Source organism: uncultured Sphingomonas sp. (assembly GCF_934560975.1).
In the GTDB taxonomy this organism is placed as follows: Bacteria; Pseudomonadota; Alphaproteobacteria; order Sphingomonadales; family Sphingomonadaceae; genus Sphingomonas_I.
Window position 1 is genome coordinate 14019 of the sequence record NZ_CAKTFO010000026.1, and the last position, 16875, is coordinate 30893.

At 67.6% G+C, this 16875-nt stretch carries 19 protein-coding genes; 11 read left to right on the top strand and 8 right to left on the bottom strand.

Features of this window, described 5'->3' with window-relative positions; all coding sequences use genetic code 11:
* Window positions 1-8 precede the first annotated feature (8 nt).
* Window positions 9-323 carry an alkylphosphonate utilization protein gene (locus Q0D93_RS13215; protein WP_294395175.1) on the bottom strand — a complete coding sequence of 105 codons (315 nt, stop codon included), beginning with the start codon at window positions 321-323 and terminating at the stop codon, window positions 9-11.
* 59 nt (window positions 324-382) lie between these two features.
* A complete protein-coding gene (gene ung / locus Q0D93_RS13220; RefSeq protein WP_294395177.1) occupies window positions 383-1081 on the bottom strand; it encodes a uracil-DNA glycosylase in 699 nt (232 codons plus the stop codon).
* Between the two features lie 136 nt (window positions 1082-1217).
* Between ung and Q0D93_RS13225 the strand changes: the two genes are divergently transcribed.
* The 6 genes from Q0D93_RS13225 to guaA all read left to right on the top strand — a co-directional run bounded on the left by Q0D93_RS13225 (window position 1218) and on the right by guaA (window position 6280).
* The gene (locus Q0D93_RS13225; RefSeq protein WP_294395178.1) at window positions 1218-1733 is read left to right on the top strand and encodes a ferritin-like domain-containing protein; all 516 of its coding nucleotides are present in this window, start codon (window positions 1218-1220) and stop codon (window positions 1731-1733) included.
* A 286-nt stretch (window positions 1734-2019) separates the two neighbouring features.
* Window positions 2020-2388, top strand: a complete 369-nt coding sequence (rpsM, locus tag Q0D93_RS13230) for a 30S ribosomal protein S13 (protein ID WP_294395180.1) — start codon at window positions 2020-2022, stop codon at window positions 2386-2388.
* A 104-nt stretch (window positions 2389-2492) separates the two neighbouring features.
* On the top strand, window positions 2493-2882 hold the full coding sequence (gene rpsK, locus Q0D93_RS13235; protein ID WP_171743335.1) for a 30S ribosomal protein S11: 390 nt from the start codon (window positions 2493-2495) through the stop codon (window positions 2880-2882).
* Window positions 2883-2973: 91 nt separating this feature from the next.
* The gene (locus Q0D93_RS13240) at window positions 2974-4038 is read left to right on the top strand and encodes a DNA-directed RNA polymerase subunit alpha (protein WP_294395182.1); all 1065 of its coding nucleotides are present in this window, start codon (window positions 2974-2976) and stop codon (window positions 4036-4038) included.
* A gap of 130 nt (window positions 4039-4168) precedes the next feature.
* A complete protein-coding gene (rplQ, locus tag Q0D93_RS13245; protein ID WP_294395184.1) occupies window positions 4169-4585 on the top strand; it encodes a 50S ribosomal protein L17 in 417 nt (138 codons plus the stop codon).
* Between the two features lie 132 nt (window positions 4586-4717).
* A complete protein-coding gene (gene guaA, locus Q0D93_RS13250) occupies window positions 4718-6280 on the top strand; it encodes a glutamine-hydrolyzing GMP synthase (protein ID WP_294395186.1) in 1563 nt (520 codons plus the stop codon).
* 22 nt (window positions 6281-6302) lie between these two features.
* Here the strand turns inward: guaA and Q0D93_RS13255 are convergent, their stop codons facing one another.
* Window positions 6303-7055: a hypothetical protein gene (locus tag Q0D93_RS13255; protein ID WP_294395188.1), complete on the bottom strand. Its 753-nt coding sequence runs from the start codon at window positions 7053-7055 to the stop codon at window positions 6303-6305.
* A gap of 156 nt (window positions 7056-7211) precedes the next feature.
* On the opposite strand from Q0D93_RS13255, the gene Q0D93_RS13260 reads away from it, so the two are divergent.
* The 5 genes from Q0D93_RS13260 to Q0D93_RS13280 all read left to right on the top strand — a co-directional run bounded on the left by Q0D93_RS13260 (window position 7212) and on the right by Q0D93_RS13280 (window position 11402).
* On the top strand, window positions 7212-7913 hold the full coding sequence (locus tag Q0D93_RS13260; RefSeq protein WP_294395190.1) for a tetratricopeptide repeat protein: 702 nt from the start codon (window positions 7212-7214) through the stop codon (window positions 7911-7913).
* Window positions 7910-9235, top strand: coding sequence for a PQQ-binding-like beta-propeller repeat protein (locus tag Q0D93_RS13265; RefSeq protein WP_294395192.1), 1326 nt, complete (start codon window positions 7910-7912; stop codon window positions 9233-9235). The genes Q0D93_RS13260 and Q0D93_RS13265 overlap by 4 nt, the downstream gene beginning before the upstream one ends.
* Before the next feature lie 132 nt (window positions 9236-9367).
* A complete protein-coding gene (gene der / locus Q0D93_RS13270) occupies window positions 9368-10714 on the top strand; it encodes a ribosome biogenesis GTPase Der (RefSeq protein WP_294395194.1) in 1347 nt (448 codons plus the stop codon).
* Window positions 10711-10911: a sulfurtransferase TusA family protein gene (locus Q0D93_RS13275; protein ID WP_294395196.1), complete on the top strand. Its 201-nt coding sequence runs from the start codon at window positions 10711-10713 to the stop codon at window positions 10909-10911. Before der ends, Q0D93_RS13275 begins: the two co-directional genes overlap by 4 nt.
* A 59-nt stretch (window positions 10912-10970) precedes the next feature.
* Window positions 10971-11402: an Hpt domain-containing protein gene (locus Q0D93_RS13280; protein WP_366510287.1), complete on the top strand. Its 432-nt coding sequence runs from the start codon at window positions 10971-10973 to the stop codon at window positions 11400-11402.
* Between the two features lie 306 nt (window positions 11403-11708).
* On the opposite strand, the gene bfr is transcribed toward Q0D93_RS13280, so the two are convergent.
* The 5 genes from bfr to purL all read right to left on the bottom strand — a co-directional run.
* Entirely contained in the window at window positions 11709-12200 is a 492-nt protein-coding gene (bfr, locus tag Q0D93_RS13285; protein WP_294395198.1) for a bacterioferritin, read from the bottom strand.
* Window positions 12201-12285: 85 nt separating this feature from the next.
* Window positions 12286-12459 carry a (2Fe-2S)-binding protein gene (locus Q0D93_RS13290; protein ID WP_294395200.1) on the bottom strand — a complete coding sequence of 58 codons (174 nt, stop codon included), beginning with the start codon at window positions 12457-12459 and terminating at the stop codon, window positions 12286-12288.
* Between the two features lie 89 nt (window positions 12460-12548).
* Entirely contained in the window at window positions 12549-13775 is a 1227-nt protein-coding gene (locus tag Q0D93_RS13295; protein ID WP_294395202.1) for a DUF418 domain-containing protein, read from the bottom strand.
* A 6-nt stretch (window positions 13776-13781) separates the two neighbouring features.
* Window positions 13782-14705 (bottom strand): DMT family transporter, encoded by a 924-nt coding sequence (locus tag Q0D93_RS13300; RefSeq protein WP_294395203.1) that lies wholly within the window; start codon window positions 14703-14705, stop codon window positions 13782-13784.
* A partial coding sequence (gene purL, locus Q0D93_RS13305) for a phosphoribosylformylglycinamidine synthase subunit PurL (RefSeq protein WP_294395205.1) occupies window positions 14698-16875 on the bottom strand: 2178 nt, incomplete at its 5' end. The genes purL and Q0D93_RS13300, both read right to left, overlap by 8 nt.

Genomic DNA, 16875 nt, shown 5'->3' on the forward strand with positions numbered 1-16875 from the left:
GGCTGGGATCAGCGTTTCTTCACGAACTCCGCGCGCAGCACTAGGCCCTTGATGCCTTCATATTTGCAGTCGATCTCCTGCGCGTCGCCGGTCAGGCGGATCGACTTGATCAGCGTGCCCCGCTTCAGCGTCTGGCCCGCGCCCTTGACCGCCAGATCCTTGATCAACGTCACCTGATCGCCGTCCGCCAGCACGTTGCCGACCGCGTCGCGCACCACCACCGCATCGCCGCCGCTGCCGCCTGCCGCGCCCGCCAGTTGGCTCGCCGGCACCCACTCGCCGCTCGCCTCGTCATACACATAATCGTCGTCGTCAGCCGCCACGTGGGTGTCCCTTCTGTTGGTCGCGCCTGCTGTACGAGCGCGTCGCTTACTGGTCGAGCCTAGCCGAGCGCGGGCAGCCGCCAGTCGACCGGCTTGCGCCCGTGTGCCTCCAGAAAGGCGTTGGCCTTGGAGAAATGCCCGCTGCCGAACCAGCCGCCATGCGCCGACAAGGGGGAGGGGTGCGGCGCCGTCAGCACCAGATGGTGCCCACCCTGCGCGATGCCGCGCACGAACGCCGCCTTCTTCTGCGCGTAACTGCCCCACAGCAGGAAGGCGACCGGCTCCTGCTTGGCGGCGACCAGCTGGATCACGGCATCGGTGAAGCGTTCCCACCCCTTGTCGCGATGGGAGGCCGCGCGTCCGCTTTCCACCGTCATCACGCTGTTGAGCAGCAGCACGCCCTGCCGCGCCCAATGCTCCAGAAAGCCATGGGCCGGCGGCGCGAAGCCCAGGTCGGCCTGCATTTCCTTGTAGATGTTCCTCAGGCTCGGCGGCACCTTCACCCCCGGCCGCACCGAAAAGGCCAGGCCATGCGCCTGTCCCGGTCCGTGATAGGGATCCTGCCCCAGGATCACGACCCGCACCTGATCGAGCGGGGTCAGTTCCAGCGCACGGAACCGGTCCTCACGCGGGGGGAACAGGGCACTGCCGCGCGCCTCCTCGGCGGTCAGGAATGCGTCGAGCGCGGCCATATAGGGGCTGTCCAGCTCCGGCCGGAGCCGTTCGAGCCAGCTGGGGTGCAGGGAAAGGGAGTGCATGAGGCCGCAGATGGGCGGGGGTGCCGCGCTTCGTCAATCGATCCTTACGCCCGCGGTTCGATGGCAACGCCGCATCTCCTCGCCCGTTCTACCCGACGGGTCCGCCATGATGCGCACCCGTGGAAGGAGGTGACCCATGGGCCTCTTTACCAAAGATATCGAGACGCTGGACGATCTGTTCATCACCAAGCTCCAGGCGATCTATTATGCCGAACATGAGATCGCGGAGGCGTTGCCCAAGATGCGCGAGCAGGCGACCTCACCCGAATTGCGCGCGGGGTTCGAGCAGCATCTGACCGAAACCGAAGGGCAGATCAGCCGGCTTGAGCGGGTGTTCGACATGCACGGCTCCGAACCGCGACAGACGACCTGCGCGGCGATCGACGGCATCATCAAGGCCGGCGATACGGTGGCGGGCAACATCGCGGACCGCGACGTGCTGGACGCGGCACTCACCGCCGCCGCGCAGATGGTCGAGCATTACGAAATCGCGCAATATGGCACCCTGATCGCGTGGGCGCGCGAGCTCGGCCGCGAGGATTGCGCGCGTCTGCTGGACGAGACACTGGCAGAGGAGAAAGCGACGGACGAGAAGCTGACCCGGCTCGCCGAGTCCCGTATCAATCGCCGGGCCGAGACGCGGGCGGCCTGAGGACCGGGCGCCCGGCCCTCCGCTTCGCCGGAGCGGCCGGGCGTGCTGCCCGATCGGCGGCGGCATGCCATTTCGGGCTGGGAGGGATCGGGAGGGCGCGACCCGCGTTGCTTACGCCCCGCACCCCCGCTTGACACCTGGCGACTCCGGTTCTACCTGCCGCAAATCCCACGAACCCGGTATCCGGCGGCGCTTTCGCGTGCGTCGTGTATTGGCCGTTCCGGGAAGTAAGCGTCGAGATAGGGTGGCCAGCCAACCGCCCTGTGGAGCAGGAGAAGCATAAGACATGGCACGTATCGCGGGTGTCAACATCCCGACCAACAAGCGCGTCGAAATCGCGCTGACCTACATTCACGGCATTGGCCCGGCCAAGGCCAAGGAAATCACCGAAAAGCTGGGCATTGCGCGCGAGCGTCGCGTTCAGGAGCTGTCGGACCAGGAGGTTCTGCAGATCCGTGAGGCGATCGACGCCGGCTACACCGTGGAAGGCGACCTCCGCCGCCAGGTGGCGATGAACATCAAGCGGCTGATGGATCTGGCCTGCTATCGCGGCCTGCGTCATCGCAAGGGCCTGCCGGTCCGCGGCCAGCGCACGCATACCAATGCGCGCACCCGCAAGGGCAAGGCCAAGCCGATCGCCGGCAAGAAGAAGTAAGCCAGACGTAAATCGTCCGGGACGATTTGCGCGGCTTACTCCGCCGGAGGCAGCTCGTCACGAGCGCCCCGCACAGCAACAGAATTTAGGTCAGGAACGAAACGATGGCACGCGAACCTCAGCGCATCAAGCGGCGCGAGCGCAAGAACATCACCGCCGGCGTCGCGCACGTGAACGCCAGCTTCAACAACACCATGATCACGATCACCGACGCGCAGGGCAATGCGATTTCCTGGTCGTCGGCCGGCATGATGGGCTTCAAGGGCAGCCGCAAGTCGACCCCTTACGCCGCGCAGGTCGCGGCCGAGGATGCGGGCAAGAAGGCGGCCGAGCATGGCGTCCGCACGCTTGAGGTCGAGGTCAAGGGCCCCGGTTCGGGCCGTGAAAGCGCGCTGCGTGCGCTTCAAGCCGTCGGCTTCCACATCACGTCGATCCGCGACGTGACGTCGATCCCGCACAACGGCGTCCGTCCGTCCAAGCGTCGTCGCGTCTGATCCTGGCGGCGGGGCGCCGTCCGGCCCCGTTCTGTATCTCTGATTCCGGCCGCAGCGGACGCGCCGCGGCCACAGCCCCGAGGGGACCATGATGGCGATCAATGCCAAGAACTGGCAGGAACTGAAGAAGCCCGTCGCGCTCGACAAAAAGGGCGGCGGGGATACGAAGCGCAAGGCGACCTTCATCGCCGAGCCGCTGGAGCGGGGCTTCGGCCTGACGCTCGGCAATGCGCTGCGTCGGGTGCTGCTGTCCTCGCTCCAGGGCGCGGCCGTGACCTCGATCAAGATCGAGAACGTGCTGCACGAATTCTCCTCGCTCACCGGCGTGCGGGAAGACGTGACCGACATGGTCCTGAACGTGAAGCAGATCGCGCTGCGGATGCAGGGCGAGGGTTCCAAGCGGCTCCAGCTGTCGGCTACCGGCCCCGGCGAAGTGACCGCCGGCGACATCGCCACCACGGGCGATATCGAGGTCATGAACCCGGATCTGGTCATCTGCCACCTGGACGAGGGCGCGACCCTGAACATGGAACTGACGGCGCAGGCCGGCAAGGGCTATGTCCCCGCCGCCGCCAACCGTCCGGCCGATGCGCCGATCGGCCTGATCCCGGTCGACGCGCTCTACTCGCCGGTCCGCCAGGTCGCCTACAAGGTCGAAAATACCCGCGTCGGACAGGAGCTTGACTATGACAAGCTCACCCTGACGCTGGAAACCGACGGCACGGTCACGCCCGAAGACGCGGTCGCCTATGCGGCGCGCATCCTGCAGGACCAGCTGCAGCTGTTCGTCCACTTCGACGAAGGCATGGCTGTGTCCGCACCCGCGGCGACCACCGCGGTGGCACCGGTCGGCGGCACGGTGGAGCCGGAGACGAACTCCAATCAGCTCAACCGCTACCTCCTCAAGAAGGTGGACGAGCTGGAGCTGTCGGTGCGTTCGGCCAACTGCCTCAAGAACGACAACATCATCTATATCGGCGATCTCGTGCAGAAGACCGAAGCGGAGATGCTGCGCACGCCGAATTTCGGCCGCAAGTCGCTCAACGAGATCAAGGAAGTCTTGTCCTCGATGGGCCTGCGCCTCGGCATGGAAATCCCGGGCTGGCCGCCCGAGAACATCGAAGAGATGGCCAAGAAGCTCGAACAGGAATTCTGATCGGGCGGGAGGGCGTCCATGTCCTCCCACCATCCGGCTTCGGCCGGAACCGGGCTCTAGGCGGTGGCCCTTATCACCGCCAGGCCGGGGTTACCTGATACGGGCCCCGTACGAACGAAAGGAAGATACCATGCGTCATCGTGTAGGCGGCCGTAAGCTGCAGCGTACCTCCAGCCACCGGACTGCCCTGTTCCGCAACCAGGCGGCCGCGCTGATCAAGCACGAGCAGATCACGACCACGCTCGCCAAGGCGAAGGAGCTTCGCCCCTATGTCGAAAAGCTGGTTACGCTGGCCAAGAAGGGCGGCCTGTCCAATCGTCGTCTCGCCCATGCCCGCCTGATGGACGACGTGCAGCTGGTGAAGCTGTTCGACGTGATCGGCGCGCGTTATGCGGCGCGCAACGGCGGCTATATCCGCATCATCAAGGCTGGCCTCCGCGCCTCCGACGCCGCGGCGATGGCCGTGATCGAGTTCGTCGATCGCGACGTCTCCGCCAAGGGTCAGGATTCGGGCCCGGTGGTGAGCGAGGACGCCGAAGCAGCCTGATCGCTGCCGCAAGCATCAAGACAAAGGAGGGCTCGGCCATGCGCCGGGCCCTTTCTTTTTGTGCTCGGCGTGGGCGGGGCGGATTGCGCGCAACGCTTGCGATCTGCGCGCACCGTTCCTATCGCCGCTTGCATGACCGTCGCCCCCACAGATTGCATCCTGATCGTCGATTTCGGCAGCCAGGTGACCCAGCTGATCGCCCGCCGCGTGCGCGAAGCCGGGGTTTATAGCGAGATCGCTCCCTTCAACGCGGCCGATGCGGCATTTGACCGCCTCAGGCCGGCCGGGATCATCCTGTCGGGCGGCCCCGCCTCCGTTACGGAGGAGGCGAGCCCGCGCGCGCCGCAGCGTTTCTTTGAAGCGGGCGTGCCGATCCTGGGCATCTGCTATGGGCAGCAGACGATGTGCAAGCAGCTCGGCGGCGACGTGATCGTCTCGGGCGAGGGCGGCGAGTTCGGCCGCGCCTTTGTCGAGGTCAGTTCCCCCTCCAAGCTGTTCGATGGCCTGTGGCAGCAGGGTGAGCGGCATCAGGTGTGGATGAGCCATGGCGACAAGGTCACCCGCCTGCCCGACGGCTTCGCCCCGATCGCCGTGTCCGAAGGCGCGCCCTTCGCCATCACCTCGGACGAGGCCCGCCGCTTCTACGGCGTCCAGTTCCACCCCGAAGTGGTCCACACCCCCGACGGCGGCAAGCTGATCGCCAATTTCGCCCGCCATGTCTGCGGCCTCCAGGGCGACTGGACCATGGCCGAGTTCCGCGATGCCAAGATCGCCGACATCCGCGCGCAGGTGGGCGACGGGCGCGTGATCTGCGGCCTGTCCGGAGGGGTCGACAGCGCGGTGGCGGCGGTGCTGATCCATGAGGCGATCGGCGACCAGCTGACCTGCGTGTTCGTCGATCACGGCCTGATGCGCCAGAGCGAGGCGGAGCAGGTGGTCAGCCTGTTCCGCGAACATTACGGCATCCCGCTGGTCCATGTGAATGCCGAACAGACCTTCCTTTCGGGCCTCGCCGGCCTCACCGACCCGGAGGCGAAGCGCAAGTTCATCGGCAAGACCTTCATCGAGATCTTCGAGCAGGAGGCCGCCCGGATCGGCGGCGCCGATTTCCTGGCGCAGGGCACGCTCTATCCCGACGTGATCGAGAGCGTCAGCTTCACCGGCGGCCCGTCCGTGACGATCAAGAGCCACCACAATGTCGGCGGCCTGCCCGAGCGGATGAACATGAAGCTGGTCGAGCCCCTGCGGGAGCTGTTCAAGGACGAGGTCCGCGTGCTCGGCAAGGAACTGGGCCTGCCCGACGCCTTTGTCGGCCGCCACCCGTTCCCCGGTCCCGGCCTTGCCATCCGCATCCCGGGCGAGGTCACCAAGGAACGCTGCGACATCCTGCGCAAGGCCGACGCCATCTATCTCGACGAGATTCGGCGTGCCGGCCTGTACGACGCGATCTGGCAGGCTTTCGCGGTGCTGCTGCCGGTGCGCACGGTCGGCGTCATGGGCGATTACCGCACCTATGACAGCGTCTGCGCGCTGCGGGCGGTCACCTCGACCGACGGCATGACCGCGGACGTCTACCCGTTCGACGCCGCCTTCCTGTCCCGCGTGGCGACCCGCATCGTCAACGAGGTCCAGGGCATCAACCGCGTCACCTACGACTATACCTCCAAGCCACCCGGCACGATCGAGTGGGAATGATGGTGGGGCGGGTTCGCCGGATCTAACGGCCGCCGCTCACCGCCCTGTCGGCGGTCAGTGTGATGCGGATGCGGACCCAGCTGCCGATCATCGCCTTGCCGTTGCTGCGCGGCGGGCGGACCAGGAACTGCCAGGCGGCTTCCCGCACCGCGCGCGACATGCGGGAGCCCGCCGGCGATTCGCCCAACTCGCGGCAGTTGTCGACGTGGAACCGCTCCACCGTCTGGCAGGCCACCTCGCCCCAGCCGATCACGCCGCGCGGCATGTAGAAGGCCAGTTCGGCCTGGCTCGGCTCGCGATACCATTCGGCGTTGAACAGGCGGCCGCCGCCCGGCAGGTTGCTGGGGCCATAGGTCGATCCGCTGTCCGCCTGCTCGGTGCCCTCTTCCGCCCCCTGCGCGGTTGGCCGCTCGACCGGCGTGGACCGGGTCTGGCGCAGGTCGAACTGCGACAATTCGGGGTTCAGGACCCATCGTTGCGGCGCGTCCGGTTTGGGCGGCGGCGGCGGCGGGGCCGATGGCGGCGGGGGCGGGGCGGATTGCCGCCGGGCCGTGCTCTTCTTGGTGGTCTGCTTCGTCGCGATCTCGGCGGCGGCCGGGATGTCGACCGTCACCAGCCGCCGCTCCGGCTCCAGCGGGGTCCATTGCACGCCGGTGGTGCGCAGCAGGATTAGCAGGATCAGCAGGTGCGCCAGGATCGTCAGCAGCAGCGATAGGCCACGGCGCGCGGCACGCGAATCTCGGACGTCCGCCAGGATGAGAGACGCCGCGCGCATCGCCGGATGCCTAGGTTGCCGCGCCGGCTCCTGCAACGATTGTGACGCCTTTCTCGCCGCATCCCGTCGCACCTTTGTTCGCACAGCTTCCGTTCAGGCGGACTCGTCGCTAGAAGGCCGGTTTTCCGCATGTGGTGCGGACGAGGGAGACGTTTCTTGGCGCTGACGCCGACCGACAACCAGGCCTTCTTGCGCGAGGTGGACGATGATCTCCGCCGCGACCAGGTGACCGGCTTCGCCAAACGGTGGGGCAAGGTCGTCGGCGTGGCCGTGGTCGTCGGGCTGGTCGTGCTCGCCGCCTTCCTGTTCTGGCAGCATCGCCGCGCGACGCGCGCGGGCGAGCAGGGCGAGCAGCTGGTCGGCGTGATTGACGACGCGACCTCCGGCCGCGCCAGCGCCACCGATCCGCGCCTGGCCGAACTCGCGCAGGCGCCGGGCGACGGCTATCAATCGATGGCGCGCATCATGCAGGCCAATCTGGAAGCGCGCACCAATCCGACCCAGGCCGCCGCCAGCTTCAAGGCGATCGCCAACGATGCCGGCCTGCCGCAGCCGACCCGCGACCTCGCCATGCTGCGCGCGACCACGCTGGAGTTCGACCGCATCGCCCCGGCCGAGGTAATCGCCCGGCTGAAGGGGCTGGCCCAGCCCGGCAGTCCCTGGTTCGGCAGCGCCGCCGAGCTGACCGCTCTGGCCCACCTCAAGATGAACCAGCCCAAGCCCGCCGCCGCCTTGTTCGCCCGCATCGCGGCCGACGACAAGGCGCCCGGCACGTTGCGCGGCCGCGCCGCTTCCATGGCGACCTCGCTCGGACAGCCCGTCGCGACGCCCAAGGGCCTGACGGGAGTGCAATCATGAACAAGCGGGTGGTTGTGGCGCTGGCATTGACGGCCACGCTGAGCGGATGCGGCATCTTCAAGGGCGGCGGTGAGCGCGGTCCCAAGACGGCGGTGCTGGGTGAACGCATCCCGATCCTTTCGACCAGCACCGATACGGTGGCCGATCCCGGTCTGGCCGACGTGCCGGTTGTCGTCCCCCCGGCGGTGGCGAATGACAGCTGGACGCAGCCGGGCGGCAGTGCCGCCAAGAATCTCGGCAACGTGGCGCTGGGCGCCAGCCCGCGTCAGGTGTGGTCGGCCGCTATTCCCGGCGGCGACATCACCAAGCGGATCGGCTCCACCCCGGCGGTTGCGGGCGGCAGGCTCTATGTGATCAGCGCGGACGCGGTGGTCCATGCCTTTGACGCCAAGACGGGCGGGCGCCTGTGGCAGGCGGCTTTGGGCGGCGGCAAGAAGGATCGCTCGGTACTGTTCGGCGGCGGCGTCAGCGTGGATGGGGAGCGCGTGTTCGCCACCACCGGTCGCGGCGACGCGGCCGCGCTGGATGTCAAGACCGGCAAGGTCTTGTGGAAGGTCCGCCCCGCCGGCCCGCTGCGTGGCGCGCCCGCGATCGGTGGCGGCAACATCTATGTGCTGACCCAGGACAACCAGATCCTGGCGCTGAAGCCGGACAATGGCGAGACGGTGTGGACCGTGTCCGCCACTTTGCAAGGCGCGGGCGTGTTCGGCGTGGCGGCACCGGCCTTCGCGCAGGGTACGGTGGTGGCCGGCTTCTCCTCCGGCGAATTGTCGGCATTGCGCTATGAAAATGGCCGCATCGTCTGGCAGGACCAATTATCGCGCACCAGCATCACGACGTCGGTGTCCACCATTTCGGACATCGATGCCGCGCCGGTGATCGCGGAGGGCAAGGTCTACGCCATCGGTCAGGGCGGACGCATGGTCGGCATGGACCTGGTCAACGGCCAGCGTTTGTGGGAGCTATCGATCGGCGGCATTTCCATGCCGTGGCTGGCGGGTGAATGGCTGTTTGTCGTGACGGACGATGCCAAGCTGATGTGCATCGCGCGCACCACCGGAAAGATCCGCTGGGTGACGCAGCTCGCCGGCTTCCGCGATCCCAAGAAGCGCAACAAGCCCGTCGCCTGGTACGGACCGGTCTTGGCCGGCGGTCGCCTGATGCTGGTCAACAGCATCGGCCAGATGCAGCCGGTGGCGCCCGATACGGGCAAGGCGGCCGAGCCGACCAAGGCGGGCAAGCAATTCTACCTGCCGCCGGTGGTGGCCGATAACATGCTCTACCTGATCGACGGCAAGGGGCGCATTACCGGCTGGCGGTGATGCCGTTTCCCCGCGATCGATCCGGCTGACCGGCCGTGTGTCGAGGCGGTGGGGCGGGGACCATGCTTTATCCCTCCTGCGGGTCCTCTCGCGGACTCGACCCATCTCGACACGAACGGTTATTGTGATCCCATGCCCCAGCCTCTTATCGCCATCGTCGGTCGGCCCAATGTCGGCAAGTCGACCCTGTTCAACCGCCTGGTCGGCAAAAAGCTGGCGCTGGTGGACGACCGCCCCGGCGTGACCCGCGACCGGCGGGAAGGCGAGGCTAGCCTGCTCGGCCTCGATTTCCGCATCGTCGATACGGCCGGGTTCGAGACGGACGATCCCCAGACCCTGCCCGGCCGGATGCGCGCGCAGACCCAGGCGGCGGTGGACGAGGCGGACGCCGCCTTGTTCCTGATCGATTCGCGCGCGGGCGTAACCCCGCTGGACGAGGAGATCGCCTTGTGGCTGCGCAACAGCGACACGCCGGTCGTGCTGATGGCCAACAAGGCCGAAGGCAGGGCGGGTGACGCGGGTGTGATGGAGGCCTATCGCCTCGGCCTGGGCGATCCCATCCCCTTCTCGGCCGAACATGGCGAGGGGCTGGTCGACCTGTTCGAATCCCTGCGCCCGCATATCGAGCGCGAGGACGAGCCGTTCGAGGAGGATGAGGACGAGGCCACCGGCCCGCTCAAGCTCGCCATCGTCGGCCGTCCCAATGCCGGCAAGTCGACCCTGGTCAACCGGATGCTGGGCGAGGAGCGGATGATCACCGGTCCGGAGGCCGGCATCACCCGCGACTCGATCTCGATCGACTGGATGTGGCGCGACCAGCCGGTGCGGCTGATCGACACCGCCGGTCTCCGCCGCCGCGCCAAGGTGGAGGACAAATTGGAGCGGCTGTCCGCCGCCGACACCCAGCGCGCGATCGACTTTGCCGAGGTGGTGGTGCTGCTGCTCGACGCCACCCGCGGGCTGGAGGCGCAGGATCTGCGCATCGCGTCCCAGGTGATTGAGGAGGGCCGCGCCCTGCTGATCGCGGTCAGCAAGTGGGACGTGGCGGAGAATGCGCCGTCTTTGTTCCAGGGCATTCGCGGCGCGCTGGACGATGGACTGGCGCAGGTGAAGGGCCTGCCGCTGATTACCGTATCGGGCTTTACCGGGCGCGGCGTCGACCAGCTGCTGGAGGCCGCTTTCTCCACGCGCGAGGCATGGTCGCGCCGGGTCGGCACGGGCGAGCTTAACCGTTGGTTTGAGCGTGCGATCGAGGCCAATCCCCCGCCCGCGCCGGGCGGCAAGCGGATCAAGCTGCGCTACCTCACCCAGGCTCGCACCCGTCCGCCGACATTCGTGCTGTTCGGCACCCGCGTGGACCAGCTGCCCGAAAGCTACCGCCGCTACCTGGTGAACGGCATCCGCCGCGAACTGGGCTTCGGCGCGGTCCCAGTACGGATGAACGTGCGCGCGCCCAAGAATCCGTTCGGAAACAAATGACCTCGGTCGATGCCAGGGGCCTGTTATGTCCCTGGCCCGCACTGCGACTTGCCCGGGCGATGCGCGATGTGGATCAGGTCATGCTGCTGACCGACGATCCCACCGCTTCGGATGAAATCCGGGCACTTGCCACGGCGCATGGATGGATTTGCCTACCGCACGACGGCGGGATCCAGGTGACGCGCCCGGCACGCTAAGGATTGTTTTACCCCGCCGGCCTACATCTGTCCCCGCAGACCAGGGGGCGGAGACAGGGGTGAGCGGGCAGTCGACGATCGACATGGTGAGATTGTGCGCGCTCCGGCAGGAGCTTGGTGCCCACTTTCCCCGCATCCTCGGCTATTTTGCCGATGACGGGCTGAAGTCGATCGCCGCGATCGAACAGGCCGTTCGCGCGCGCGACGCCGTCGCCTTGGTCCGCCCGGCCCATTCGCTGAAGGGCGAGGCGCTGCAATTCGGCGCAATCCCGCTCGGGCTGGCCGCCGAAGAGGTCGAAAAAGCCGCGCGTCAGGGAATTGAGGAACGCACCTTCCCGCTCGACATGGTCAAGTCGGTCATCTGCCTGCGCCCGCTGTTCGAGGCGGCGCTGGAGGCGTTGCGGCGTGAAGCCATGCCGGTTGCCGCTGCGGTTCCCGTCGCCATGCCGGCGCGCAAGTCGGTAGGAGGGTTCGGCCGCAAGGTCGGTTGAACGCTGCTTCGACGGGGCCCGGCCCACACCAGCCAGCGGCCCGGCACCCGCAATCCACCCTTGCGCTCCCGCGCAGGCGAGAGCCCGGGAGGCGAGCGATGCTCTAGCGGGTTCCAGATTTTGCCGCGCCGCGCTCAAACACTCCCCGTGCCTTGGTGGAGGCGGCAAGCGACGTCCTCCCGGCTCCCGCCTTTCGCGGGAGCACCTTTGTCGTCTGACCGGGCGGGCAGCGCCAACCGATCACCGCCGGCAATCGCGCATGGAGAAGGGGGAGGGAGCATCCGCACACCACTCCCCCCAACGAAATCAGGCCTTCTCTGCCTCGCCGGCGGGCTTCGACTGCAGCTGGACGTAATTCTGGATGCCCATCCGCTCGATCATGTCGAACTGGCGCTCGATGAAGTCGACATGCTCTTCCTCGCTGTCGAGGATACGGCGGAACAGGTCGCGCGTGACATAATCGCGCACCGCCTCGCAATGGGCGATGCCGTCGCGCAGCGTGGGGATGGCGTCACCCTCCAGCGCCAGGTCGGAGCGCAGCACCTCCTCCACCGTCTCACCGATCCGCAGCCGGCCGAGCGCCTGGAAGTTGGGCAGGCCGTCCAGGAACAGGATCCGCTCCGACAGCCAGTCGGCATGCTTCATCTCGTCGATGGATTCGTGCCGCTCATATTCGGCCAGGCGGGCAATGCCCCAATGGTCCAGCAGGCGGTAATGCAGCCAATATTGGTTGATCGCCGTCAGCTCGTTCTTGAGCGCGGTGTTCAGATATTCGATGACCTGTGCATCGCCCTTCATGGCGGCCCTCCTTGTGCTGGCGGCCCCCCTAACGGGATCGTCCGCCGACACAAAGCGCGAACGACTCGCGCGAGTCGTTCTTAGGTCAGGCGGCGCCGCCGCGTTCCTCGGCCATCAACTCGCGCGCATAGGGAATGCATTGGCCGCAGCGGGGGCGGCGACCCATCTGGGCGTAGGCACGGATCGGGCAATCCACGCCGGTCCGGGCTGCTTCGCGCAGTTCCCGTTCACGAATAGCGTTGCAGTGGCAAACGACCATCGAATCGCACCCTCGCCTTTTCTGGCCCTCTGCTACAGATAGTGAGAACCAGTCGCAATCCTAATTGCACATGATTCGCAAATGCCGGATCAACGCCGCATCGGCTGGATGCGGCCGCGCGCCAGGCTGCGCCATAGCCACTCCAGCGGGCCGTAGCGGAACCGCGCCAGCCAGGGTTTGGACCAGGCGAGGATCAGCACCCACTGGCCGAACACCACCCAATAAAGCTCCGCCCGCTCCAACCGCCCGAACAGGCCCAGGCCATAGCCGTAGAACAGCGTGGTCACGATCAGGCTGGTGCCGAGATAGTTGGTCAACGCCATCTGCCCGGCCGCCGCGAGCCGGACCGTCCACCACCGTGCGCGGCCGGCCCGCATCAGCAGGATCAGCAGCGCCGCATAACCGAGCGCGACGATCGGCTGCAGCATCGTCGTCACGCTTTCGGCCAGCGGCAGGAAAGCCGGATCGAAGCTCCGGGCAAGGATGCCGGCGACCAGCGGCGCGTAGCACAGCAGGGCCAGCCCGGCGGTGGCGACCATCGCCGCATAATGACGCCGCCGCCACCCGCCCGACCAGAAATCCAGCCGATGGAGCCACATGCCCAACGCCACCAGGCCCAACGTCTCCGGCAGCAGGATCGGCATCAGTCTGAATTGCAGCAGGGCCGTCATCGCCGCCCGCACCGCGAATACATCCGCGAAGCCGCCGCGATAGAGGCGCAGCTGCTCCGCGATCACGTCGGGTCGCGGCGTCACCACGTCCAGCACCTTGCCCCATTCGCGCACCGCGTCGGCGGGCGGATTGGGGCCGGTGGCGAGTGCGCGCAGAACGCTCATGTCGTGCCAGCGGATCAGGTCCGCCGCGGCGCTCCATCCGATCAGCAGGGTGGCGGCGTAAGCAAGGGCGGCGGGTGGCCAGCGCCGCGCGGCAAAGGCGATCGTGCCGCACAGCGCGTAACTGACCAATATGTCGCCATACCAGACCAGCCAGGCGTGCAGCATCCCGAACGCCAGCAGCCATGCCATGCGGGGGTAGTGGGTACGCGCCGGCCCCGGCGTCCGCCCCTCCGCCGCGTCGGTGACGATCAGCAGCGACGCCCCGAACAGCATGGAGAAGAGCGCGCGCATCTTGCCGTCCGCGAACACGTAAGCCAGCATCCACGCCGCCAGGTTCGCGCCATCCGCGCCGCCATAATAATGCGGGTCGACATAGGCATAGTCAGGCATGCCCATCGAGACGATGTTCATCACCAGGATGCCCAGCACCGCAAGGCCCCGGATCACGTCGATGGCGACGATGCGCGACGGCGCCGTCATTCCCCGTCAGTGCGCGGCCGGGTTGCCGATATCGGCGGTGGCGGGGGTGGCCCGCTCGCCCAGCACCACCACGATGCTGCCGGCGATGATCAGCCCGCCACCCGCCAGCAATGCCGCGCTGGCGGGATCATCGAACAAGGCGATGCCGACAGCCGCGCCGATCAGCGGCTCGATGTTGATGAACACGCCCGCGCTGGCACTGTCCACCCGCGCGGCGCCATATTGCCAGGCGGCCGTCGCCAGGAATGTCGCCAGCAGGCCCTGCGCGGCGATGGCGCTCCAGGCGGTCGTGCTCAGCGCCAGCGGCGGCGGTCCGTGCAGGATCAGGGCGATCGGCAGCACCGCCGCCGTCGCCACCACCAGGGTCACGGCGGGAACGGCCATCATGCTCCGCGTGACCGGCGCGCGCTTGGCGGTGAGCAGCCAGGCGAGGAAGATCAGGAGGGAGAGCAGCGACAAGAAGATGCCGATCGGCGTGCCCGCGCCCTGCGGCTTGCCGGCGATCAGGGCCGCGCCGACCGTCGCCGCCGCCACCCCGATCCACGATGTGCGCGTCACCCGCTCGCCCAGCGCCCAGGCGGCGATCGCCACCAGGGCCGGCATCGCCCCGACCAGCAACGCCGCCAGCGACACGGTGACGCCCTTCAGTCCTTCGAACTGCACGACGAAGGCGACGCCGTAGAAAAAGCCTGCCAGCAACACCGGCGGCGACGCGAACAGGCGCCGTGCTTCCCGGCTGCCCAGCGCGAAGGGCAGGGCCGCCACGCTGGCAAAGGCGAAGCGCAGCAGGATCATGTGCGCCGGCCCGATCTCATGCAGCGCCAGCTTGCCGAGCGGAAAGCCCAGGCTCCAGCCCAGGCCCGCCACCGCCAGCGCGACAAAGGCCAGGCCTTTGTCCGCGCCGGATCCGGCCTGCCCGGGATCAGGCAAAAGCCGCGTCTGCCGTCATCAGCTTCGGGAAAAAGCCTTCATGCGCCGCGCGCAGATCGTCGATCGGCACGCAATAATCGCCTTCGTCGCACTCGAAGATGATCCGGTTGGCGATGGTGCGGCCGAGCGGGTCGGCCGGCACGTCGGCCGCATGCGCTGCCGCCATGAAGTCCGCCAGGAGACTGTCGCAGATGGTCACCACATACAGGCCCTGATCTTCGCCGAAGAAGGATCCGGCGAGACCGAACGGCTGCGCCTCGTTTACCAGCACGCCGATATTGGATGCCAGCGCCATCTCGGCGAGCGCCACCGCCAGGCCGCCGTCCGACACGTCGTGGCAGGCGGTGATCGCGCCCGTCTCGATCTGGCCGCGGATGAAGTCGCCGGTGCGCTTCTCGGCCTTCAGGTCGACGGGCGGGGGTGGGCCGGCATCCTTGCCGTCGAGGCCATGCACCTCGCGCAGCCACAGCGACTGGCCGAGATGGCCGCCGCGCTCGCCCACCGCGATCACGGTGTCGCCCACGCCCTTGAAGGCGATGGTGCAGGACGTGCGCCAATCCTTGAGCAGGCCGATCCCGCCGATCGCCGGCGTGGGCAGGATCGCGCTGCCGCTGCCGTCGTCATTCTTGGTTTCGTTGTAGAGGCTGACGTTACCCGACACGATCGGGAAGTCGAGCGTGGCGCACGCCTCCGCCATCCCCTCGATGCAGCCCACGAACTGCCCCATGATCTCGGGCCGCTGCGGGTTGCCGAAGTTCATGCAGTCGGTGGTGGCGAGCGGCGTGCCGCCCACCGCCGTGATGTTGCGCCAGCATTCGGCGATCGCCTGCTTGCCGCCCTCATACGGGTCGGCATAGCAGTAACGCGGGGTGCAATCGGTGCTGATCGCCAGGCCCTTGTCCGTGCCGTGGACCCGCACCACCGCCGCGTCGCCGCCGGGGCGCTGGACCGTGTCGGCGCCGACCATGTGGTCATATTGCTCCCAGATCCAGCGGCGGGAGGCAATGTCGGGCGATCCGATCAGCGTCACGAGGTCCGCCGCGACGTCCGTGCTTTCGGCCACGTCCGGCATCGCCGGCGCGTCCGTCTTCACATGCGGGCGATCATAGAGCGGCGCGTCGTCGGCCAGCGGGGCGAGCGGAATGTCGCACACCGTCTCGCCGTTGAAGGTCAGCACCATCCGGCCGGTGTCGGTGACGCGGCCGATGATGGCGAAGTCCAGCTCCCACTTGCGGAAGATCGCCTCGGCGAAATCCTCGCGGCCGGGCTTCAGCACCATCAGCATGCGCTCCTGACTTTCGGAGAGCATCATCTCATAGGGCGTCATGCCGGTTTCGCGCTGCGGCACCCGGTTCATGTCCAGCTCGATGCCGACCCCGCCCTTGGACGCCATCTCGACCGAGGAGGAAGTGAGGCCGGCCGCGCCCATGTCCTGGATGGCGACGATCGCGTCGGACGCCATCAGCTCCAGGCAGGCCTCGATCAGCAGCTTTTCGGTAAAGGGGTCGCCGACCTGCACGGTCGGGCGTTTCTCGTCCGAATCCTCGGAAAAGTCGGCCGACGCCATGGTCGCGCCGTGGATGCCGTCGCGGCCCGTCTTCGATCCGACATAGACGATCGGATTGCCGACGCCGGACGCGGCGGAATAGAAGATCTTGTCCGTCTCCGCGACGCCCACCGTCATCGCATTGACCAGGATGTTGCCGTCATAGGCAGGGTGGAAGTTCACCTCGCCGCCTACGGTCGGCACGCCCACGCAATTGCCGTAGCCGCCGATGCCGTGGACCACGCCCGCGATCAGGTGGCGCATCTTGGGATGATCGGGCCGGCCGAAGCGCAGCGCGTTCAGGTTCGCGACCGGCCGCGCGCCCATGGTGAACACGTCGCGCAGGATGCCGCCGACCCCCGTCGCCGCACCCTGATAGGGTTCGATGTACGACGGGTGGTTGTGGCTCTCCATCTTGAAGATCGCGGCCTGGCCGTCCCCGATGTCGACCACGCCCGCGTTCTCGCCGGGGCCGCAGAGGACCTGGGGTCCGGTGGTGGGCAGCCGCTTCAGGTGGATGCGGCTCGACTTGTAGGAGCAATGTTCGGACCACATCACCGAGAAGATGCCGAGTTCGACCAGGTTCGGCTCGCGGCCGAGCGCGTGCAGCACGCGCTGGTATTC

What these genes read in the sequence shown, in the direction of transcription:
- Q0D93_RS13265 (WP_294395192.1), top strand. Translation starts at nt 7,910, where the DNA reads ATGAACAAGCGGGTGGTTGTGGCGCTGGCATTGACGGCCACGCTGAGC.
- rpsK (WP_171743335.1), top strand. Translation starts at nt 2,493, where the DNA reads ATGGCACGCGAACCTCAGCGCATCAAGCGGCGCGAGCGCAAGAACATC.
- Q0D93_RS13255 (WP_294395188.1), bottom strand. Translation starts at nt 7,055, where the DNA reads ATGCGCGCGGCGTCTCTCATCCTGGCGGACGTCCGAGATTCGCGTGCC.
- rpsM (WP_294395180.1), top strand. Translation starts at nt 2,020, where the DNA reads ATGGCACGTATCGCGGGTGTCAACATCCCGACCAACAAGCGCGTCGAA.
- rplQ (WP_294395184.1), top strand. Translation starts at nt 4,169, where the DNA reads ATGCGTCATCGTGTAGGCGGCCGTAAGCTGCAGCGTACCTCCAGCCAC.
- Q0D93_RS13290 (WP_294395200.1), bottom strand. Translation starts at nt 12,459, where the DNA reads ATGGTCGTTTGCCACTGCAACGCTATTCGTGAACGGGAACTGCGCGAA.
- Q0D93_RS13225 (WP_294395178.1), top strand. Translation starts at nt 1,218, where the DNA reads ATGGGCCTCTTTACCAAAGATATCGAGACGCTGGACGATCTGTTCATC.
- Q0D93_RS13275 (WP_294395196.1), top strand. Translation starts at nt 10,711, where the DNA reads ATGACCTCGGTCGATGCCAGGGGCCTGTTATGTCCCTGGCCCGCACTG.
- Q0D93_RS13295 (WP_294395202.1), bottom strand. Translation starts at nt 13,775, where the DNA reads ATGACGGCGCCGTCGCGCATCGTCGCCATCGACGTGATCCGGGGCCTT.
- ung (WP_294395177.1), bottom strand. Translation starts at nt 1,081, where the DNA reads ATGCACTCCCTTTCCCTGCACCCCAGCTGGCTCGAACGGCTCCGGCCG.
- der (WP_294395194.1), top strand. Translation starts at nt 9,368, where the DNA reads ATGCCCCAGCCTCTTATCGCCATCGTCGGTCGGCCCAATGTCGGCAAG.
- bfr (WP_294395198.1), bottom strand. Translation starts at nt 12,200, where the DNA reads ATGAAGGGCGATGCACAGGTCATCGAATATCTGAACACCGCGCTCAAG.
- Q0D93_RS13240 (WP_294395182.1), top strand. Translation starts at nt 2,974, where the DNA reads ATGGCGATCAATGCCAAGAACTGGCAGGAACTGAAGAAGCCCGTCGCG.
- guaA (WP_294395186.1), top strand. Translation starts at nt 4,718, where the DNA reads ATGACCGTCGCCCCCACAGATTGCATCCTGATCGTCGATTTCGGCAGC.